The organism is Pseudomonas sp. GW456-12-10-14-LB2 (genome assembly GCF_002884345.1).
Lineage (GTDB): Bacteria > Pseudomonadota > Gammaproteobacteria > Pseudomonadales > Pseudomonadaceae > Aquipseudomonas > Aquipseudomonas paraglycinae.
In genome coordinates, this window is sequence record NZ_POHV01000008.1 from 143,895 (window position 1) to 163,359 (window position 19,465).

Annotated in this window: 16 protein-coding genes; 6 read left to right on the top strand and 10 right to left on the bottom strand. The window is 61.9% G+C overall.

The features are described 5' to 3' along the window. Window positions 1-16: 16 nt before the first annotated feature. The 8 genes from tldD to mreB all read right to left on the bottom strand — a co-directional run bounded on the left by tldD (window position 17) and on the right by mreB (window position 11,231). Entirely contained in the window at window positions 17-1,459 is a 1,443-nt protein-coding gene (tldD, locus tag C1X29_RS07645) for a metalloprotease TldD (protein WP_064382539.1), read from the bottom strand. Window positions 1,460-1,464: 5 nt separating this feature from the next. Continuing rightward, a complete protein-coding gene (locus C1X29_RS07650; RefSeq protein WP_102717160.1) occupies window positions 1,465-2,325 on the bottom strand; it encodes a carbon-nitrogen hydrolase family protein in 861 nt (286 codons plus the stop codon). A gap of 58 nt (window positions 2,326-2,383) precedes the next feature. Continuing rightward, window positions 2,384-6,187, bottom strand: coding sequence for a YhdP family protein (locus tag C1X29_RS07655; protein WP_102717161.1), 3,804 nt, complete (start codon window positions 6,185-6,187; stop codon window positions 2,384-2,386). A 75-nt stretch (window positions 6,188-6,262) separates the two neighbouring features. Next, window positions 6,263-7,720: a ribonuclease G gene (gene rng / locus C1X29_RS07660; RefSeq protein WP_007953605.1), complete on the bottom strand. Its 1,458-nt coding sequence runs from the start codon at window positions 7,718-7,720 to the stop codon at window positions 6,263-6,265. Between the two features lie 57 nt (window positions 7,721-7,777). Continuing rightward, window positions 7,778-8,374: a nucleoside triphosphate pyrophosphatase gene (locus C1X29_RS07665; protein WP_102686866.1), complete on the bottom strand. Its 597-nt coding sequence runs from the start codon at window positions 8,372-8,374 to the stop codon at window positions 7,778-7,780. 63 nt (window positions 8,375-8,437) lie between these two features. Continuing rightward, window positions 8,438-8,929 (bottom strand): rod shape-determining protein MreD, encoded by a 492-nt coding sequence (mreD, locus tag C1X29_RS07670; protein ID WP_064593386.1) that lies wholly within the window; start codon window positions 8,927-8,929, stop codon window positions 8,438-8,440. After that, entirely contained in the window at window positions 8,929-10,053 is a 1,125-nt protein-coding gene (gene mreC / locus C1X29_RS07675) for a rod shape-determining protein MreC (protein WP_085746918.1), read from the bottom strand. The genes mreD and mreC overlap by 1 nt, the downstream gene beginning before the upstream one ends. A gap of 140 nt (window positions 10,054-10,193) precedes the next feature. Continuing rightward, window positions 10,194-11,231: a rod shape-determining protein MreB gene (gene mreB, locus C1X29_RS07680; RefSeq protein ID WP_002555108.1), complete on the bottom strand. Its 1,038-nt coding sequence runs from the start codon at window positions 11,229-11,231 to the stop codon at window positions 10,194-10,196. 211 nt (window positions 11,232-11,442) lie between these two features. Between mreB and gatC the strand changes: the two genes are divergently transcribed. The 6 genes from gatC to C1X29_RS07715 all read left to right on the top strand — a co-directional run bounded on the left by gatC (window position 11,443) and on the right by C1X29_RS07715 (window position 16,660). Further along, on the top strand, window positions 11,443-11,730 hold the full coding sequence (gene gatC, locus C1X29_RS07685; protein WP_085698446.1) for an Asp-tRNA(Asn)/Glu-tRNA(Gln) amidotransferase subunit GatC: 288 nt from the start codon (window positions 11,443-11,445) through the stop codon (window positions 11,728-11,730). 16 nt (window positions 11,731-11,746) lie between these two features. Continuing rightward, window positions 11,747-13,198: an Asp-tRNA(Asn)/Glu-tRNA(Gln) amidotransferase subunit GatA gene (gene gatA / locus C1X29_RS07690; protein WP_102686865.1), complete on the top strand. Its 1,452-nt coding sequence runs from the start codon at window positions 11,747-11,749 to the stop codon at window positions 13,196-13,198. 10 nt (window positions 13,199-13,208) lie between these two features. Continuing rightward, entirely contained in the window at window positions 13,209-14,654 is a 1,446-nt protein-coding gene (gatB, locus tag C1X29_RS07695; RefSeq protein ID WP_102686864.1) for an Asp-tRNA(Asn)/Glu-tRNA(Gln) amidotransferase subunit GatB, read from the top strand. A gap of 146 nt (window positions 14,655-14,800) precedes the next feature. Beyond that, window positions 14,801-15,175: a septal ring lytic transglycosylase RlpA family protein gene (locus C1X29_RS07705; protein ID WP_011332454.1), complete on the top strand. Its 375-nt coding sequence runs from the start codon at window positions 14,801-14,803 to the stop codon at window positions 15,173-15,175. Window positions 15,176-15,221: 46 nt separating this feature from the next. Next, entirely contained in the window at window positions 15,222-16,283 is a 1,062-nt protein-coding gene (locus C1X29_RS07710; protein WP_085746915.1) for a calcium/sodium antiporter, read from the top strand. Beyond that, window positions 16,280-16,660, top strand: coding sequence for a carboxymuconolactone decarboxylase family protein (locus C1X29_RS07715; protein WP_011332452.1), 381 nt, complete (start codon window positions 16,280-16,282; stop codon window positions 16,658-16,660). Before C1X29_RS07710 ends, C1X29_RS07715 begins: the two co-directional genes overlap by 4 nt. Before the next feature lie 9 nt (window positions 16,661-16,669). On the opposite strand, the gene C1X29_RS07720 is transcribed toward C1X29_RS07715, so the two are convergent. Both C1X29_RS07720 and garD read right to left on the bottom strand, forming a co-directional pair. Beyond that, on the bottom strand, window positions 16,670-17,611 hold the full coding sequence (locus C1X29_RS07720) for an AEC family transporter (RefSeq protein ID WP_085702465.1): 942 nt from the start codon (window positions 17,609-17,611) through the stop codon (window positions 16,670-16,672). A 289-nt stretch (window positions 17,612-17,900) separates the two neighbouring features. Continuing rightward, on the bottom strand, window positions 17,901-19,454 hold the full coding sequence (gene garD, locus C1X29_RS07725) for a galactarate dehydratase (RefSeq protein ID WP_102717162.1): 1,554 nt from the start codon (window positions 19,452-19,454) through the stop codon (window positions 17,901-17,903). Between the last annotated feature and the right edge of the window lie 11 nt (window positions 19,455-19,465).

The window sequence follows — 19,465 nt, forward strand, 5'->3', positions numbered from 1 at the left end:
GAAGCTCCATCCCTTCTTACGCGCCCGTGCCACCCACGGTGATCGCATCGATTTTCAGGGTCGGCTGACCGACACCCACCGGCACCGACTGCCCATCCTTGCCGCAAGTCCCCACACCGCTGTCCAGCGCCAGATCATTACCGACCATCGACACCCGGCTCATCGCTTCCGGGCCGTTGCCGATCAACGTTGCGCCTTTGACTGGCGCGGTAATCTTGCCGTCTTCGATCAGGTAAGCCTCGCTGGTGGAGAACACGAACTTGCCGCTGGTGATGTCGACCTGACCGCCGCCGAGGTTGGCGCAGTAGATGCCCTTCTTCACCGACGCGATGATTTCCGCCGGATCGCTCTGGCCGCCAAGCATGTAGGTGTTGGTCATCCGTGGCATCGGCAGGTGCGCATAGGATTCACGGCGACCGTTGCCGGTGCGGGCCACGCCCATCAGCCGCGCATTGAGCTTGTCCTGCATATAACCCTTGAGTACGCCGTTTTCGATCAGCGTGGTGCACTCGGTCGGCGTACCTTCGTCGTCGACGCTCAGGGAACCGCGACGACCGGCCAACGTGCCGTCATCGACGATGGTGCAAAGTTTTGATGCAACCATCTCGCCCATGCGCCCGCTGTAGGCCGAACTGCCCTTGCGGTTGAAATCGCCCTCCAGACCGTGACCGACCGCTTCGTGCAGCAGCACGCCGGACCAGCCCGAACCCAGAACCACCGGCAAGGTGCCGGCCGGTGCCGGAATCGCTTCCAGATTCACCAACGCCTGACGCAACGCTTCACGGGCATAACCCATGGCGCGGTCTTCGGCGAGGAAATAACGGTAGTCGGTACGCCCGCCGCCGCCATGACCGCCACGCTCGCGACGGCCGTTCTGCTCGACGATCACGCTGACGTTGAAGCGCACCAGCGGACGCACATCGGCAGCCAGGCCGCCGTCGGTCGAGGCCACCAGAATGCGCTCCCAGACTCCGGCCATGCTTACGCTGACCTGCTGGATACGCGGATCGAGGGCGCGGGTCGCTACGTCGATGCGCTTGAGCAATTCGACTTTTTCAGCGCGGCTCAGGACTTCCAGCGGGTTGTCCGGCGCATACAACTGGGCGACGTCCTGGCTGCTGAACGCCTGCACCGTGCCGTTCTGCCCGGCGCGGGAAATCGAACGGGCCGCACGGGCCGCTGCGCCGAGGGCTTCGAGGGTGATCGCATTGCTGTAGGCGAAACCGGTTTTCTCACCCGACTGCGCCCGCACGCCAACACCCTGGTCGAGGTTGAAACTGCCTTCCTTGACGATGCCGTCTTCCAGCGACCAGGACTCGGATATCTGCCCCTGGAAATACAGGTCGGCCGCATCGATGCCTGGACCCGCCAGATCACCGAGCACGCCTTGCAGGCTCTCGATCGTCACGCCGCCGGGCGCCAACAGGTGATCACTGACTGAGGACAACAACTCGCTCATAGGTTTTACGCCTTAAATTCGTGTTCTGAAGCAGGTCGCTGTGCGCCCTGCGAAAAAAACCGCCGATGACCCGTCACCGGCATTCGCGCCCGGATGGACGCTTGTTCATTGCTGTCGCGTTCGGCCAGCAACACGGCTTCGCCTTGCTCTTGCTGTGCCAGCACGCGGCCCCACGGATCGACAATCGCCCCGTGGCCAAAGGTTTCCCGCGGCCCCGGATGCGTCCCGCCCTGGGCTGCCGCCAGCACGTAACACTGGGTTTCAATGGCTCGCGCGCGGATCAGTACATCCCAGTGGGCCGCCCCCGTCACCGCGGTGAAGGCCGACGGTGCGGTAATCAGTTCGGCCCCGGCTGCGCGCAATTCGCTGTACAGCTCCGGGAAGCGCAGGTCGTAGCACACCGTCAGGCCGATTCGGCCGACCGGCGTGTCCGCAACCACCACGCCACTGCCATAAGCATAGTCATCGGATTCGCGGTAACGGCCGCGATTGTCCGCCACATCGACATCAAACAGATGCAACTTGTCATAGCGAGCAACGATTTCGCCCTGATCGTTCACCAGCAACGAGCAGGCATGGGACTTCGCCTCGGGCTGCCCCACCGGCGGTAACGGCAAGGTGCCGGCCACAATCCATAACCTGAGGTCGCGGGCGGTCTGTTTCAACCACGGCAGGATCGGGCCTTCGCCGAGCGCTTCGGCGCGGCCGATGTCGGCGATGTCGCGACGGCCCATGGCGGCGAAGTTTTCCGGCAGCACGGCCAGCTTCGCACCGGCGTTGGCCGCCTGTTCGAGCAAACGTCGGGCATCGCGCAGATTGGCCAGCACATCGCTCTGGCTGACCATTTGAATCACCGCTAAAGACATGGCGCACTCCGCAAGAGGTATGCGGCCATGCTACTCCATCGGTTCAGGGGCTGGCTGTTCAAAAAGGCTTGTCGAAGGTGATTTTAGGCTCTTTCCATGGGCCTTTGACGGTGTATTTGACGCTGGCGAACCGCGCCACGCGATCGCCGATCAGCTTGTCGATCAGAAACAATGCGCCGCCGACCGCCGGCGCGCCGACAATCAGCGCGGCAATCGGCAGGTTGTTGGTCACCGGCAAAGTCACCAGCAATTTGGCATCCACCTTGTCGCCCACCAGATCCAGCGTGCCGTCCAGTTCCAGGTTGCTCGAAGGCCCGGTCAACTTGATCGGTTCTCTCGTCACATACACGCCGTTGTTAGCCACCAGCAATCCCTTGACCCGGTCATAGCTCAGGCCTTTGCCGAACAGGTCGGAGAAGTCGAGGCGCAAACGCCGGCCAATCGAGTTGAAGTTGAGCAGACCGAACACGCGCAATGCCTGTGCACCGCCCTCCACTTCAACAAACTGGCCTTTGTTCAGCGACGCATCGAGGGTGCCAGAGAAGCGCTTCGTCGCCAGCCACGCCGGCGAGCCCGGCCAGCGGCCGTCGACATCCATGTGGAACTCTTCGCTGGTCACGCTCGGCGCAAAACCCCAGCCCTTGAGCACATCGGCGAGGTTCTTGCCGCCGATCCGCCCCTTGTACCAACTACTCGTGGCACCGGGCGTTCCTTCCCAGCCACCACTGCCCTGCAAAAGAATGCCCTTGAGGCCCAGATCGAGGTTGTTCAGGGCGATGCCCTTGGCGGTCGGCCGAACCTTGAGCGACCAGCCGCCGACCAGATCCTGGCCCTGGAACAATTGATTGATGGTGATATCCAGCGCCGGAATCTTGCTCGGATCGACCGAGGCCAGCGGGTCCGGCGCATTCTCGTCGGCCTGCACCGTAGGGTCCGGTGCCGGCAACCGCACGTATTGCAGGTTCACCGCAATCGGCGCGCCCTTGGCGTCGGGAATGCCGGCCGTGCCTTTGGCCTGCTGACTGTCGAGGGCCAAAGCCCAGGCGCCGGGCTTGCGATTAACCTGCACTGCCGCCTGATCCAGCGTGGTGCCGAAAGCCGTAAGCTTGCCGATCTTGAAGTCCGCGCTGCTGAGCAACTGCTTGGCGTTGCCGCCTGGATCCTGGCCGGCGTACTTGTCCAGCAGATCCTGCCAGGGTTTGACATCCAGCTCGGACAACACGCCGCGTATCCGCAAGCCTTTGTTACCCGGCAACACCGCTTCGCCGGCGCCAAGGAACAACTCGCCACGGCCATCGGCGAAATTGCCTGGTGGCGCGGCGAAGGTGAGGTTGGCCAGTTGATCGTAGTTGACCCAGTAACGCCGCTCCTGCCCCTGTAACGTCATGCGGAACACAGTGTCACGCCCGACATCGGCCGCCATGCCGAACGGCGCCGGCAGATCCACTGCCACGCCCTTCAGGCTTGAACTGACCATCAACTGGCTGTCGGCATCGTCCAGATTCAATTGCAGTTGATAAGGGACAGTCCCGGACACCGGCAACGGTTGAGTCACGCCCAGCCAGTCGGTGAGTTTCTTGACCTCGACCTGCCCCGACGCCGCCACCCGGGTCTTGAGTTTGCCGGGGCCGCCGTCGGCGAAGATCTGCGCAGTGACCGGTTTGTCGAAGGCCCGGGCACTGATGTTCTGCCCGCTCAGGCCCTTGGCGCTGTCGAAGCGGAAATCACCCTTGAGCTGGCTCAGTTCGAGCTTCGGCTCCGCCAGCTTCAATCGCGCATTGGCGGTTTTGAAGTCGACGAGGATTTTCGGCTGATCGCCCTTGGCCAACGGCACATCGAGTTTGAGCTTGCCCTGCAGATCACCCGCGCCTTCCCAGCCAGCGAAGGTATCGGCGGTGCCGATCGGTGCTTCCTGAAGAATCTTCAGGCCATCGCCCAACCCACCCGCGAAGGTGCCGTCGAGGAACATATGGCTGTGCTCGCCGCTCGGCACATGGGGAATATTGACGAAGACATCGCTGACCTGGGTGTCGAGCAATTGGCCCTTGCTGGCGAGAATCCGCACACCGCTGTCTTCGATGAACACGTCACCGCTGACCTTGCTCACGTGCGGCCAGCCCGGCTGGAACGCCAGCTCGGCGTCGTGCACCTTGAAGAACAGGCTGATGCTGCGATCCGCTTCCCCGGCGTTCTTGTTCAGCGAACCCTGATACTGGAAGAAGCCCTGATCTACCGCGCCCTTGAGAATCGCCGTGCGCAGCCACTCGTCGAGGGCCGGGCTCAGGACTTCCGGCAGGTACTTGGCGGTGTAGCGACCGTCGCCATCCACCAGGCCGACCCGCAGGTCCATGTAGTCTTCCTGGCTGTGATCGAAATGCAGGCGGATCAGGAAGTCGCCGGCAATCTTGCCTTCCTCGCCGAGCACCTTCAGGTACGGTGCGATCAGAGTGAAACCTTCTTTATCGAGCTTCCAGGTCAACCGGGCGTTGGCCTGAATGTATTGCCATGGCTTGGCGAAGATCGGATCAAGGTGCAGGACGAAGTCCTTGCTGTCCATGCGCAGCTCGCCGCCGCCGAGATTGCCGGTAAGGCTGCCGCTGACATTCCGTGCCGCGGGCGCGCCGTGGTAGGCGTCGAAGCCGACTTGATCAAGGTTGGCGGCAAAGCCGAATTTGCTGTCGTCGGTGGCGTTCGGCCGGAAATCCAGCAGCACGTTACGCAGCCCGCCGGTGACTTTCAGGCGCTCGACCACGGTGGCGAAGCCTTGGGGCAACGGGCCGAGGGCATTGAGCAAAGGAGTGATCGGGGTCAGGTCGAGCCGGTCGGCCTGCAGATGCCAGAGCTCTTCGTTCTTGTCGGTGGCGGCAGTCTGTTTGATCTGCACATGCGATTCCCAACGGGTTTCGCCGAAATTCATCGCCAGCGAATCAAACGTGACAGTGGCCCCCTCGGGACCGCGCTGGAAATAGCCGTTGAGCGCCAGATTGTTGATCTGGATCGGCTTGCGTTCGGCGTAGGCACCGGTCAGTTGCGGCGCATTGAGGCGGATCGCAGCACTCTGCAACGCCCCCTCGCGCCAGTTGACCCACAGCTCGCCGCCGGCCTTGATCTCGGAGAAATTCCATTGCTGGGTCAGGCGCTCGGGCAGCCATTTCGACCAGTCACTCTGCGGCAGGCTGACATAACCTTCCACTTCGCTGCTCTGCCACTGACTCGGACGAATCCGCGTGCGCAGGCTAAGCGCCACGGGCTGGCCGTCAGGCAAGGTCAATCGTGCATCGAGGCGCTGGCGGCTGGTGCCGGTCTTGAGATTGAGGCCGACATACGTGAAGGTCAGCGGTGCCTGCTCCCGCGGCTGCAAGGTCACTTGGCTGTCGAGCACCGACAGTTGCTGAATCATTTGCATGCGGTTGAACAGTTGCTCGGGATCCATGGGCTGATCCTGCTGCACCGGCAAGCCTTCCAGCGCCCACTTTCCGTCCTCGCCTTCCTTGAGGCTGATCTTCAAACCGTTGAGTTCAAGATGGGCGATGCGCACTTCGCGGGCCATCAGGCTGGCCCACAGATCAGGCACTGCACGCACCCGATCCAGGCGCAGGGCATTGGCGCCGCTGCCGACCATCACATCGTGGGCCAGCAGGATCGGTGCAAATCCGCTCCAGTTGCCTTCCAACTCGCCGATCTGCAGCGGCAGACCCAGGGCGGCGCTGGCCTTGTCTTCGATATCGGTGCGGTATTCGGCCACCAGTGGCGTGAGTTCCCGGCCAAGACTGACGTACAACGCCATCAATACCAGAACCAACGCGCACAGGCCCAGACCCCAGCGGGTCAGTGCGGCCAAAATGCGTGTCAGACGTTCCATGTCAGTTGGCTCCCATGGCAAAAATACTGCAAAAAGCTGAGGCCAGCCGTTTCAGGAAAAGGGTGACGCAGGGGTTCAGAGCAGCACCACGTCATATTGTTCCTGGGAATACATGGTTTCTACCTGGAAGCGTATGGTGCGCCCGATGAAACCTTCAAGTTCGGCCACGTTACCGGACTCTTCATCGAGCAGGCGATCCACGACTTTCTGGTTCGCCAGCACCCGATAACCCTCGGCCTGATAGGCCCGGGCTTCACGCAGGATCTCGCGGAAAATCTCGTAGCAAATGGTTTCCGGGGTCTTCAGCTTGCCCCGGCCCTGACAGCTGCTGCACGGTTCGCACAGCACTTGCTCGAGGCTTTCGCGGGTGCGCTTGCGCGTCATCTGCACCAGGCCCAACTCGGTAATGCCGATGATGTTGGTCTTGGCGTGATCGCGCTCCAGTTGTTTCTCCAGGGTGCGCAGCACCTGACGCTGGTGCTCTTCGTCTTCCATGTCGATGAAGTCGATGATGATGATCCCGCCCAGGTTGCGCAGGCGCATCTGCCGGGCAATCGCGGTCGCCGCTTCGAGGTTTGTCTTGAAGATGGTTTCTTCAAGGTTGCGATGACCGACGAACGCCCCGGTGTTCACATCGATGGTGGTCATGGCTTCCGCCGGATCGATCACCAGGTAGCCGCCAGACTTCAGCGGAACCTTGCGTTCCAGGGCTTTCTGGATTTCGTCTTCGACGCCATACAGATCGAAAATCGGTCGTTCACCTGGGTAGTGTTCCAGACGATCGGCGATTTCCGGCATCAGTTCGGCGACGAACTGCGTGGTTTTCTGGAAGGTTTCCCGGGAGTCGATGCGGATCTTCTCGATCTTCGGGCTGACCAGATCGCGCAGGGTGCGCAGCGCCAGGCCTAAGTCCTCGTAAATCACGCTCGGTGCGCCGATGGTCTTGATCTGTTCGTTGATCTGATCCCACAGGCGGCGCAGGTAGCGGATGTCCATGAGGATCTCATCGGCCCCGGCACCTTCGGCGGCGGTACGCAAAATGAAGCCGCCGGCCTCCTTGATGCCTTCTTTGGCCACGCAATCGCTGACCACCTGCTTGAGGCGTTCGCGCTCGGCTTCGTCTTCGATCTTCAGAGAAATGCCGACGTGGGCGGTGCGCGGCATGTACACCAGATAGCGCGACGGGATCGACAGTTGCGTGGTCAGGCGCGCACCTTTGGAACCGATCGGATCCTTGGTGACCTGCACCACCAGGCTCTGGCCTTCGTGCACCAGAGCGCTGATGCTTTCTACCGCCGGGCCTTCGCGCAGGGAAATTTCCGAAGCATGAATGAAGGCTGCACGATCCAGACCGATGTCGACGAATGCCGCCTGCATGCCCGGCAGGACCCGCACCACCTTGCCTTTATAGATATTGCCGACGATCCCGCGTTTTTGCGTACGCTCGACGTGCACTTCTTGCAGCACACCGTTTTCGACCACCGCCACGCGCGATTCCATCGGCGTGATGTTGATCAGAATCTCTTCACTCATGGCAGGGTCTCGTTCAGGCATGTTCACGATAAAGGCCGCATCTTGTCCGTTCGACGCTCATTGCGCGTTCAGGGTTTGCCAACAGGGTATGCCGAAATGGCCGAGCAGTTCTGCGCTTTCGCACACCGGCAAGCCGACGACCGCCGAGTAACTGCCATTGAGGCTGGCAACGAACACCGCGCCGAGCCCCTGAATGCCGTAGCCACCCGCCTTGTCCCGGGGTTCGCCGCTGGCCCAGTAGGCGGCAGCTTCTTCGCGGCTGATCGACCGGAACCGCACCAGACTGCGCACCACCCGCGACTCGCAGCGCTCGCCGTCGAGCACGGCAATCGCCGTCAGCACTTCATGCTCCTTGCCGGACAACATCATCAGCATGGCGCATGCGTCGGCTTCGTCCACCGGTTTGCCAAGAATTTTGCCGTCCAGCACCACGGCGGTGTCGGCGCCCAGTACGCAAAACGCTACGTCGGAAGCGAAGGTGCGCCGCCCGGCCTCGGCCTTGCCGCGCGCCAGGCGCTCGACGTAGGCCGATGGGGATTCATTGGCGAGAGGGGTTTCATCGATATCCGCGCTGATGGCGGTAAACGGGATGCCGATCTGCGTGAGCAACTCACGCCGACGCGGCGATCCTGAGGCGAGGTAAAGCGGCTTCATCCAAACATCTCCCTGTTGAGTGCCCTGCCTCATGGCACCGGTGGGGGCCCATGCCTGACCGAATCAGTTGATTTTGTAGCGCCGGCGCAATCCACGCAAAGCGAAGCTGACCCAAGGCCAGAGCAAGGCACTGACCAGTGCCGGCAGGACCAGCGCGAGGGTCGGCTGACGGTTGCCGGTCAAGGCACTGAGCCAGAGTTGTACGAGCTGGGCGAGGCCGAAGATCACCAGGATCACCAGGCTCTGCTGCCACATCGGGAACATTCGCAGGCGCTGCTGCAATGACAGCACCAGGAACGTGATCAAAGTCAGGATCAAGGCATTCTGACCGAGCAGATCGCCCTGCAGCACGTCTTCGGCCAATCCCAGGCAGAAAGCTGTGACCATGCCGACGGTGTGCGGCAAATACAAAGCCCAGAAAGTCAGGAGCAAGGCCAGCCAAAGCGGGCGCAGGATTTCCATGAAAATGGGCAGTGGCGATACGCTGAGCAGAATGCCGACAATAAATGTCAGCCAGACAATCCAGCCGTTACGCGATGCGGTAGCCCCGACCATTATTCTTGCCTCCCGGTGGTCGCCGGCGCAGTGACAGGCGGTTTGACCGCTGGTCGAGCCGCCGGCTGATTCGCCGGTGGTTTGCTGGCCGCTGGTGTGGCTGCAGGCGGTTTGCTTGCAGCGGGTTTGGCCGGTGTAGTGCTGGCAGCAGGCGCAGCCGGCGACGCCGCCGTGGCAGGAGTCGCAGCTGCGGCAGGCGGGGTGACGATCTTCGGCACCGTAGACGGAATCACCGGACCGCCACCGAAGGCATCAAGGTTTTCCTGAGCCTGCGCAGCATCGTTGGCACGCTCTTCCGCGGTGCGGTTGTCACTGAACACCAGCAACAGGTAACGGCTGCGGTTCAGTGCGGCGGTCGGCACGGCGCGAACAATGGCGAATGGCTGGCCGGAATCGTGGATCACTTCCTTGACCGTCGCCACCGGATAACCGGCCGGGAAACGCTGACCCAGGCCGGAGCTGACCAGCAGATCGCCTTCCTTGACGTCAGCAGTGTCCGCCACGTGGCGCAGTTCCAGACGCTCGGGGTTACCGGTGCCGCTGGCAATCGCCCGCAGACCGTTTCGGTTTACCTGCACAGGAATGCTGTGGGTCGAGTCGGTCAGCAGCAGCACACGGGAGGTGTACGGCATCAGTTCGACCACCTGCCCCATCAGACCGCGAGCATCGAGCACCGGCTGACCGAGCACCACGCCATCACGCTCACCTTTGTTGATGATGATGCGATGGGTGAAAGGGTTGGGATCCATGCCGATCAGCTCGGCCACTTCGACCTTCTCGTTGACCAGCGCGGAGGAATTGAGCAACTCGCGCAGACGGACGTTCTGCTCGGTAAGGGCGGCAAGCTTCTGCATGCGACCCTGCAACAGCAGGTTCTCCGACTTGAGTTTTTCATTTTCGGCGACGAGCTCGGTGCGACTGCCGAACTGGCTGGCGATCCCTTCCCACAACCGTCCGGGCAGGTCAGTAATCCAGTAGGCATCCATCAGCACCAGCGAGGCCTGGCTGCGTACAGGTTTAAGCAGGCTGAAGCGCGCGTCAACGACCATCAGCGCGACCGACAGTACGGCCAGCACCAACAAGCGCACGCCCAGTGAGGGGCCCTTGGCGAAAAGCGGTTTAATAAGCCGCTCCTCCCAGGCAAATGTTCTGTTTATTCATACGGCATCAAACCGGCCTGGATGAAGACTGACAGAAGATAAACGCCAACAGGCAGCACTGCAAAGTGCTGCCTGTGCGCTCACCCACGTATTGCACCCGGCGATTATTCGCTGGAGAGCAGGTCCATGGTGTGCTTGTCCATCATTTCCAGTGCACGGCCACCGCCGCGAGCAACGCAGGTCAGCGGATCTTCGGCAACGATCACCGGCAGACCGGTTTCCTGGGCCAGCAGCTTGTCGAGGTCACGCAGCAGCGCGCCACCGCCGGTCAGCACCAGGCCACGCTCGGCGATGTCGGAAGCCAGTTCCGGCGGCGATTGCTCCAGGGCGCTTTTCACGGCCTGAACGATGGTTGCCAGGGACTCTTGCAGAGCTTCCAGCACTTCGTTGGAGTTCAGGGTGAATGCGCGTGGAACGCCTTCGGCCAGGTTGCGACCGCGAACGTCGACTTCGCGAACTTCACCGCCCGGATAGGCCGTGCCGATTTCCTGCTTGATGCGCTCGGCGGTGGATTCGCCGATCAGGCTGCCGTAGTTGCGGCGCACGTAGGTGATGATCGCTTCGTCGAAGCGGTCGCCGCCAACGCGTACGGATTCGGCGTAGACCACACCGTTCAGGGAGATCAGCGCGATTTCGGTAGTACCACCACCGATATCCACGACCATCGAGCCGCGAGCTTCTTCAACCGGCAGGCCGGCACCGATCGCAGCGGCCATCGGCTCTTCGATCAGGAACACTTCACGGGCACCGGCACCAAGGGCCGATTCACGGATGGCACGACGCTCAACCTGGGTGGATTTGCATGGAACGCAGATCAGCACACGAGGGCTGGGCTGCAGAAAGCTGTTTTCGTGAACCTTGTTAATAAAGTATTGCAGCATCTTTTCGCAGACGCTGAAGTCGGCGATCACGCCGTCCTTCATCGGACGAATGGCAGCAATGTTGCCCGGCGTACGGCCGAGCATGCGCTTGGCCTCGGTGCCGACAGCGACGACACTTTTCTGGTTACCGTGTGTCCGAATGGCCACAACCGATGGCTCATTCAGGACGATACCGCGCTCGCGCACGTAAATAAGGGTGTTGGCAGTGCCCAGGTCAATGGAAAGATCGCTGGAAAACATGCCACGCAGTTTCTTGAACATGGGAAAGGGACCCTAGGCAACGCGTGGGTAAAAAAGTGCGGCAAACTCTAACAACGACAGGGATTTTGGGCAAGGCGCCAATATGTTAAATTGGCCGCTTTTCTGTGCACCAAGCCCCACAATCGCGGCCTTATGACCGTAGAAGTGCGGTAGTGTTCCGACAATCTAACACACGGACGCCGTCCGTCCTGTTTTCCACTGGAGAAACCCGATGGCGCTAGAACGCTCCGACGTGGAAAAAATCGCTCATCTGGCCAGCCTTGGCCTTAATGACGCCGATCTTCCACACATCACTTCGGCCCTCAACAGCATTCTCGGGCTGGTCGACGAAATGCAGGCGGTCGATACCGACGGTATCGAGCCGCTGGCCCACCCGCTGGAAGCCAGTCAGCGCCTGCGCGCCGACGTCGTGACCGAAAGCAATAACCGCGAGGCTTATCAGTCCATCGCACCAGCGGTCGAAAACGGCCTGTACCTGGTTCCGAAAGTCATCGACTAAAGGGAAAGAGCCTGCAATGCATCAATTGACTCTGGCCGAGATCGCCCGCGGTCTCGCCGATAAAAAGTTTTCTTCCGAAGAGCTGACCAAAGTCCTGCTGGCGCGCATTACCCAGCTCGATCCGCAGCTCAACAGTTTCATCAGCCTCACCGAAGAGCTGGCCCTCGAGCAGGCGAAAGCCGCCGACGTGCGCCGGGCCAATGGTGAGAGCGGCGCCCTGCTGGGTGCGCCGATCGCCCACAAAGACCTGTTCTGCACCCAGGGCATTCGCACCAGCTGCGGCTCGAAGATGCTCGACAACTTCAAGGCTCCGTATGACGCCACCGTGGTGTCGAAGCTGGCCGCCGCCGGCACCGTGACCCTGGGCAAGACCAACATGGACGAATTCGCCATGGGTTCGGCCAACGAGTCGAGCTGGTACGGCGCGGTGAAAAACCCGTGGAACCTGGAACACGTACCGGGCGGCTCGTCCGGTGGTTCGGCGGCGGCGGTTGCCGCTCGTCTTTTGCCTGCTGCGACAGCCACCGACACCGGCGGTTCGATCCGTCAGCCAGCTGCATTCACCAACCTCACCGGCCTGAAACCGACCTACGGTCGCGTGTCGCGCTGGGGCATGATCGCTTACGCCTCCAGCCTCGATCAGGGCGGCCCATTGGCTCGCACTGCCGAAGACTGCGCGATTTTGTTGCAAGGTATGGCCGGCTTCGATCCGAACGACTCCACCAGCATCGATGAGCCAGTGCCAGACTACGCCGCTGGTCTTAACGGTTCGCTGCAAGGCCTGCGCATCGGCGTGCCAAAGGAATACTTCGGCGCCGGTCTCGACCCGCGCATCGCCGACCTGATCCAGAACAGCATCAAAGAGCTGCAGAAGCTCGGTGCCGTGATCAAGGAAATCAGCCTGCCGAACATGCAGCACGCGATTCCTGCGTACTACGTGATCGCCCCGGCAGAAGCCTCCTCCAACCTGTCGCGTTTCGACGGCGTGCGCTTCGGCCACCGCTGCGAAGATCCGAAGAACCTGGAAGACCTGTACAAGCGCTCCCGTGGCGAAGGCTTTGGTGCCGAAGTGCAGCGCCGGATCATGGTCGGTGCCTACGCACTGTCCGCCGGTTACTACGACGCCTACTACCTGAAAGCGCAGAAGATCCGTCGCCTGGTGAAGAACGACTTCATGGCTGCCTTTAATGAAGTCGACATCATCCTCGGCCCGACCACGCCAAACCCGGCCTGGAAACTCGGCGCCAAAAACAGCGACCCGGTCGCTGCCTACCTGGAAGACGTCTACACCATCACCGCCAACCTCGCGGGCCTGCCGGGCCTGTCGATGCCGGCCGGTTTCGTCGACGGTCTGCCGGTTGGCGTACAGCTGCTCGCGCCGTATTTCCAGGAAGGTCGCCTGTTGAACGTTGCCCACCAGTATCAGTTGAACACTGACTGGCACACCCGCACCCCAACCGGCTTCTGAGGAGACACACATGCAATGGGAAGTCGTGATCGGGCTGGAGATTCACACCCAGCTCACCACCCGGTCGAAAATCTTTTCCGGTAGTTCCACCACGTTCGGCTCCGAGCCGAACACCCAGGCCAGCCTGATCGACCTGGGCATGCCCGGCGTGCTGCCGGTGCTGAACCAGGAAGCTGTGCGCATGGCGGTGATGTTCGGTCTGGCGATTGACGCCGAGATCGGTCAGCACAACGTGTTCGCCCGTAAAAACTATTTCTACCCGGATCTGCCGAAGGGCTACCAGATCAGCCAGATGGAATTGCCGATCGTCGGCAAGGGTCACCTGGACATTGCGCTGGAAGACGGCACGGTCAAACGCGTCGGCATCACCCGCGCGCACCTGGAAGAAGACGCCGGCAAGAGCCTGCACGAAGAATTCAGCGGTGCCACCGGCATCGACCTGAACCGTGCCGGCACACCGCTGCTGGAAATCGTGTCCGAGCCGGACATGCGCAGCGCCAAGGAAGCCGTGGCCTACGTCAAGGCGATCCACGCGCTGGTACGTTACCTGGGCATCTGCGACGGCAACATGGCCGAAGGCTCGCTGCGTTGCGACTGCAACGTGTCGATCCGTCCGAAAGGCCAGGTTGAATTCGGCACCCGCTGCGAGATCAAGAACGTCAACTCGTTCCGCTTCATCGAGAAGGCGATCAACTCCGAGATCCAGCGTCAGATCGACCTGATCGAAGACGGCGGCAAAGTGATCCAGCAGACCCGTCTGTACGATCCGAACAAGGACGAAACCCGTCCGATGCGCAGCAAAGAGGAAGCCAACGACTACCGTTACTTCCCCGATCCGGACCTGCTGCCGGTGGTCATCGAGGACTCGTTCCTCAACGACGTGCGCGCCACCCTGCCGGAGCTGCCACCGCAGAAACGCGAGCGCTTCCAGAGTGCTTTCGGTCTGTCGGCCTACGACGCCAACGTGCTGGCCACCAGCCGTGAGCAGGCGGACTACTTCGAGAAAGTCGCAGCCATCGGCGGCGACGCCAAACTGGCGGCGAACTGGGTGATGGTCGAGTTGGGCAGCCTGCTCAACAAGCAGAACCTGGACATCGAGGATTCGCCGGTTTCGGCCGAGCAACTGGGCGGCATGCTGCAGCGCATCAAGGACAACACCATCTCCGGCAAGATTGCCAAGGTGGTGTTCGAAGCGATGGCCAACGGGGAAGGCAGCGCAGACGAGATCATCGAAAAACGCGGCCTGAAGCAAGTCACCGACACCGGCGCAATCTCGGCGGTGCTGGACGAAATGCTTGCGGCCAACGCCGAGCAGGTCGAGCAATACCGAGCGGCAGACGAAGCCAAGCGCGGCAAGATGTTCGGCTTCTTCGTCGGTCAGGCCATGAAAGCCTCCAAAGGCAAAGCCAACCCGCAGCAAGTGAACGAACTGCTGAAAAGCAAGCTCGAAGGCTGACGATGGTCCCGCGCCCGAGGATCGTTCCCACGCTCTGCGTGGGAATGCCGCCTCGGACGCTCCGCGTCCATTGCGGTGTGACGCAGAGCGTCACGGGGGTGCATTCCCACGCCGGAGCGTGGGAACGATCACTTGGGAGCTTTTGAATGAAACGTCTGCTCGGCGCCTGCGCCCTGCTCTCTTTGCTGGCCGGCTGCGCCAGCACAGATGTCATCGACCCGCACGGTTACGACCAGACCGGCGTCGCCTCCTATTACGGAGCCAAGCACCACGGTAAACGCACCGCCAGCGGCGAAGCGTTCAACCAGAATTCCCTGACCGCCGCCCACCGCCAGTTGCCCTTCGGCACGCGGGTGAAGGTCACCAACCTGAAAAACGATGAATCCGTCGTGGTCCGCATCAACGACCGCGGACCGCACACCCGTGGCCGTCTGATCGATGTTTCACGTGCGGCGGCCGAACAGCTCGGTATGCTGCGCAGTGGAACCGCCCGGGTTCGGGTGCAGGCCCTCGACGACTGATGGAGCGTCCACCATTTTCGGACTGACCGACTTACCCCTGATCAGCGTGATCGAATTGCTCAGCGGGCTGTTCCTGCTGATCGCCGGCGCCGAGCTGATGGTGCGCGCCGCCGTGCGCCTGGCCGCGCGCCTGCATGTACGACCGCTGATCATCGGCCTGACGATCGTTGCCCTCGGCAGCAGCGCCCCGCAAATGGCCGTCAGCCTGCAAGCCGTGCAGGCGCACACGCCGGACATCGCCGTCAGCAGCGTGATCGGCAGCAGCATTTTCAACATTCTTGTCACCCTCGGCCTGTCGGCGCTGATCATCCCGCTGCGGGTGTCGCGGCAACTGGTGCGCCTGGACATCCCGTTGATGATCGGCGCGAGCCTGTTGGTGTTCGTGCTGGCGTGGAATGAAGAACTCGGGCGCTTCGACGGCATTCTGTTGCTCGGCGCCCTCGCCCTGTATCTCGGATTACTGCTGCGCCAGTCGCGGCACTCTACCCGCCCGCATTCCGATCAACCGCACGATCCGCAGGCGCCGTGGTTCACCAGCCTGCTGATGATTGTCGGCGGTCTGGGCATGCTGGTGTTCGCCGGACACCTATTGCTGGGTGCGGCTGTGGTCGTCGCCACCGACCTGGGGTTCTCCGAGCGAGTGATCGGTCTGACCGTGGTCGCGGTCGGCACCTCGCTGCCGGAGCTCGCCACCTCGCTGATCGCCGCGCTGCGCGGTCAGCGTGACATCGCAGTGGGCAACGTGATCGGCGCCAACCTGTTCAACCTGCTTGGGGTGCTGGGCCTCACCGCGCTGATCGCGCCGACGCCGCTGTCGGTGTCACCCAACGCACTGGATTTCGACCTGCCGGTGATGCTCGGCGTCGCCGCGCTGTGCCTGCCGGTGTTCTATTCCGGTTATCGCGTGACACGGGCCGAAGGTTTGCTGCTGTTGGGTTTGTATCTGGCGTACGGGCTGCACGTGGTGTCGTTCACCACCGGCATGCCACTGGCCGGCAAGCTTGAACGATTGATGCTGTTTTATGTGCTGCCGACGCTGCTGACGTTTCTGTTTTTTACGTCCGTGCGCGCCTGGCGCCGCCAACACCACAAGAGGGATGTGCCATGACCGAATCGAAGAAATCCGGGGTTGAAGTCCGCCGCCAGGTAATGGGTGACGCGTTTGTCGACCGCGCGCTGGGCAACGCCACCGAGTTCACCCAACCGTTGCAGGATTTCGTCAACGAACACGCCTGGGGCGGCGTGTGGAATCGCGAAGGTTTGCCGCTGAAAACCCGCAGCCTGATCACCCTCGCCGCGCTGACCGCGTTGAAGTGCCCGCAGGAATTGAAGGGCCACGTGCGCGGTGCGTTGAACAATGGCTGCACGGTCGATGAGATCCGCGAAGCGCTGCTGCATTGCGCGGTGTATGCCGGCGTGCCGGCGGCGATCGATGCGTTCCGCGCGGCGCAGGAAGTGATCGACAGTTACCAGAAGCCTGAGTAACCGCCGGCCTCAGATCCACCCGCCCCACTGCAAGAAGAAGATCCCGATGTTGGTGGTGATCGCCGCCATCAACGTGGTCAGCACGATGATCGCCGCCGCCAGTTCATGATTGCCCTGGGCCGCACGGGCCATGACAAAACTGGCGGCGGCGGTTGGGCTGCCGAAGTACAGGAACAGAATCCCCAGCTCCGCCCCGCGAAAGCCCCACAGCCATGCGCCCAGCGTGGCGATCACCGGCAGGCCGATCATCTTCACCAGACTCGAACTGAGCGCCATGTTGCCGCTCTTGCGCAGCGCCGCCAGCGACAGCGTGCCGCCAATACAGATCAGCGCCAGCGGCAATGTGGTTTGAGCCAGGTATTGGCCGGAGGTTTCCAGCCAGCCCGGCAGACCGATCTTGAAATAAGCGAACGGCGCTGCCGCGATCACGCTGATGATCAGCGGATTGCTGACCACGCTTTTGCAGATGCTCCACGGGTCGGACTTGATCACCGGGCTGTAGACCGCGAGCACGATGGTCGACAGGGTGTTGTAGAACAGGATCACCAGCGCTGCGAGAATCGCTCCGAGGGAAATCCCGTAGTCGCCGTACATACTCGCCGCCAGCGCCAGGCCGATCACCCCGTTGTTGCCGCGAAATGCGCCTTGGGTGTAGATGCCACGATCTTCACGCGGGCAGCGGAAAATCGCCCAGCCCCAGGCCACGGCAAAACTGACCAGCGTGGCGAGGGCGAAATAGATCAGCAGCGCCGGTTGCAGTGCCGCGTGCAGGTCGGCATGCAGGATGCCGAGAAACAGCAGCGCCGGCATGGTGACGTTGAACACCAGCGACGATGCCGTGTGGATGAAGTTGTCGTTGATCCAGTCGATGCGCTTGAGCAGCACACCGAGAAACAGCATGGCAAACACCGGCGCGGTGATGTTCAGGGTTTCGAGGAAGATTGCCAGCATGCCGGGGAGCCTTGGAGGTGAGCGTCGTTAGGGGGCTAATGATAAGCCAAAACCTTCAAAAGCCCCTCACCCTAACCCTCTCCCGGAGGGAGAGGGAACTGACCGAGCTGTCTTGCGTCATCCATCGACCTGGAAGACCGAGTCGATTATGGATTCGGTAAATCCCTTTCAGGTCGGTGTATTACTGAAATATTCCCGGATCGGCCCCCTCTCCCTACGGGCGGTCCGACGTTTCGGGAGGGCTGGGGTGAGGGCATGGCCAGTGCGGGCACCACCCCCCTCAAGCAGATCAAGTAATCGGCGCCGGATTGAACAACGTAATGTCGTTATGCAGCTTGTGCTTCTCCGCCCACGTCTGCTGCTTGCCGCTCGCCACATCCAGGTAGTAGTGGAACAACTCCCAGCCCAACTCCTCGATGGATGCGCGACCGGTAGCAATCCGCCCGGCATCGATATCGATCAGATCCGGCCAACGCTGAGCCAGCTCCGTACGGGTCGAGACCTTCACCACCGGCGCCATCGCCAACCCATAAGGCGTGCCACGACCGGTAGTGAACACATGCAGATTCATCCCCGCCGCCAGTTGCAACGTACCGCAGACAAAATCACTCGCCGGCGTTGCACAGAAAATCAAACCCTTCTGCTTGAAACGTTCCCCAGGGCCGAGCACGACGCTGATCGCACTGCTGCCGGACTTCACGATCGAGCCCAACGACTTCTCGACGATGTTCGACAGCCCGCCCTTCTTGTTGCCCGGCGTGGTGTTGGCGCTGCGATCCGCTTCGCCCTTGGCCAGGTAACGGTCGTACCAGTCCATCTCGCGCACCAGTTCCTCGGCAACGGTTTTGGTCTGGGCCCGTGAGGTCAGCAGGTAGATCGCATCGCGCACTTCGGTGACTTCGGAAAACATCACCGTCGCCCCCGCCCGCAACAGCAAGTCCGAGGCATAACCGAGCGCCGGGTTGGCGGTGATCCCGGAAAACGCATCGCTGCCGCCGCACTGCATGCCGAGGATCAGCTCCGACGCCGGCACGGTTTCGCGGCGACGCTGGTCGAGTTTCTTCAGGCGGACTTCGGCCAGTTCCATGATCTGCTCGATCATCTCGGTGAAACCGTGACTGGAATCCTGCAAGCGATACAGCCACGGCTCGCTCAGATCCACCGACGCATCGTCCTCGTGCATCACCTGCCCCGCCTGCAATTTCTCGCAGCCCAGGCTGATCACCAGCGCCTCGCCACCGAGGTTTGGGTTGCGCGCCAGATTGCGCACGGTGCGGATCGGGATGTAAGCGTCGGTGGCCGTGATGGCCACGCCGCAACCGTAACTGTGGGTCAGCGCCACCACGTCATCGACGTGCGGGTACTTGGGCAACAGTTCGTCCTTGATCCGCTTCACCGCGTGATCCAGTACCCCGGTGACGCACTGCACGGTGGTGGTGATCCCGAGGATGTTGCGCGTGCCGACGGTGCCGTCGGCGTTGCGATAACCCTCGAACGTGAAGCCTTCCAGCGGTGCCTGCGCGGCCGGCACATCGGTGGACAGCGGCAGGCTGTCCAGCGGCGGCGCGGTCGGCATGCGCAGTTGATCTTCCCTGACCCAACTGCCACGGGGAATCGGCTGCAACGCGTAGCCGATGATCTGGCCGTAGCGAATCACCGTGCCGCCCTCGGGAATGTCCACGAGGCTGACCTTGTGACTCTGCGGTACAAAATCCACCGTCACCAGGCCATCGGCAAATGCGGTGCCGGCCGGCACGCCCTGGTCGTTCACCACTACCACTACGTTGTCCCGCTCGTGCAGGCGGATGTAGCGCGGCGAGTCGGAATGTTCAATCAACTGCATGACGCCGCTCC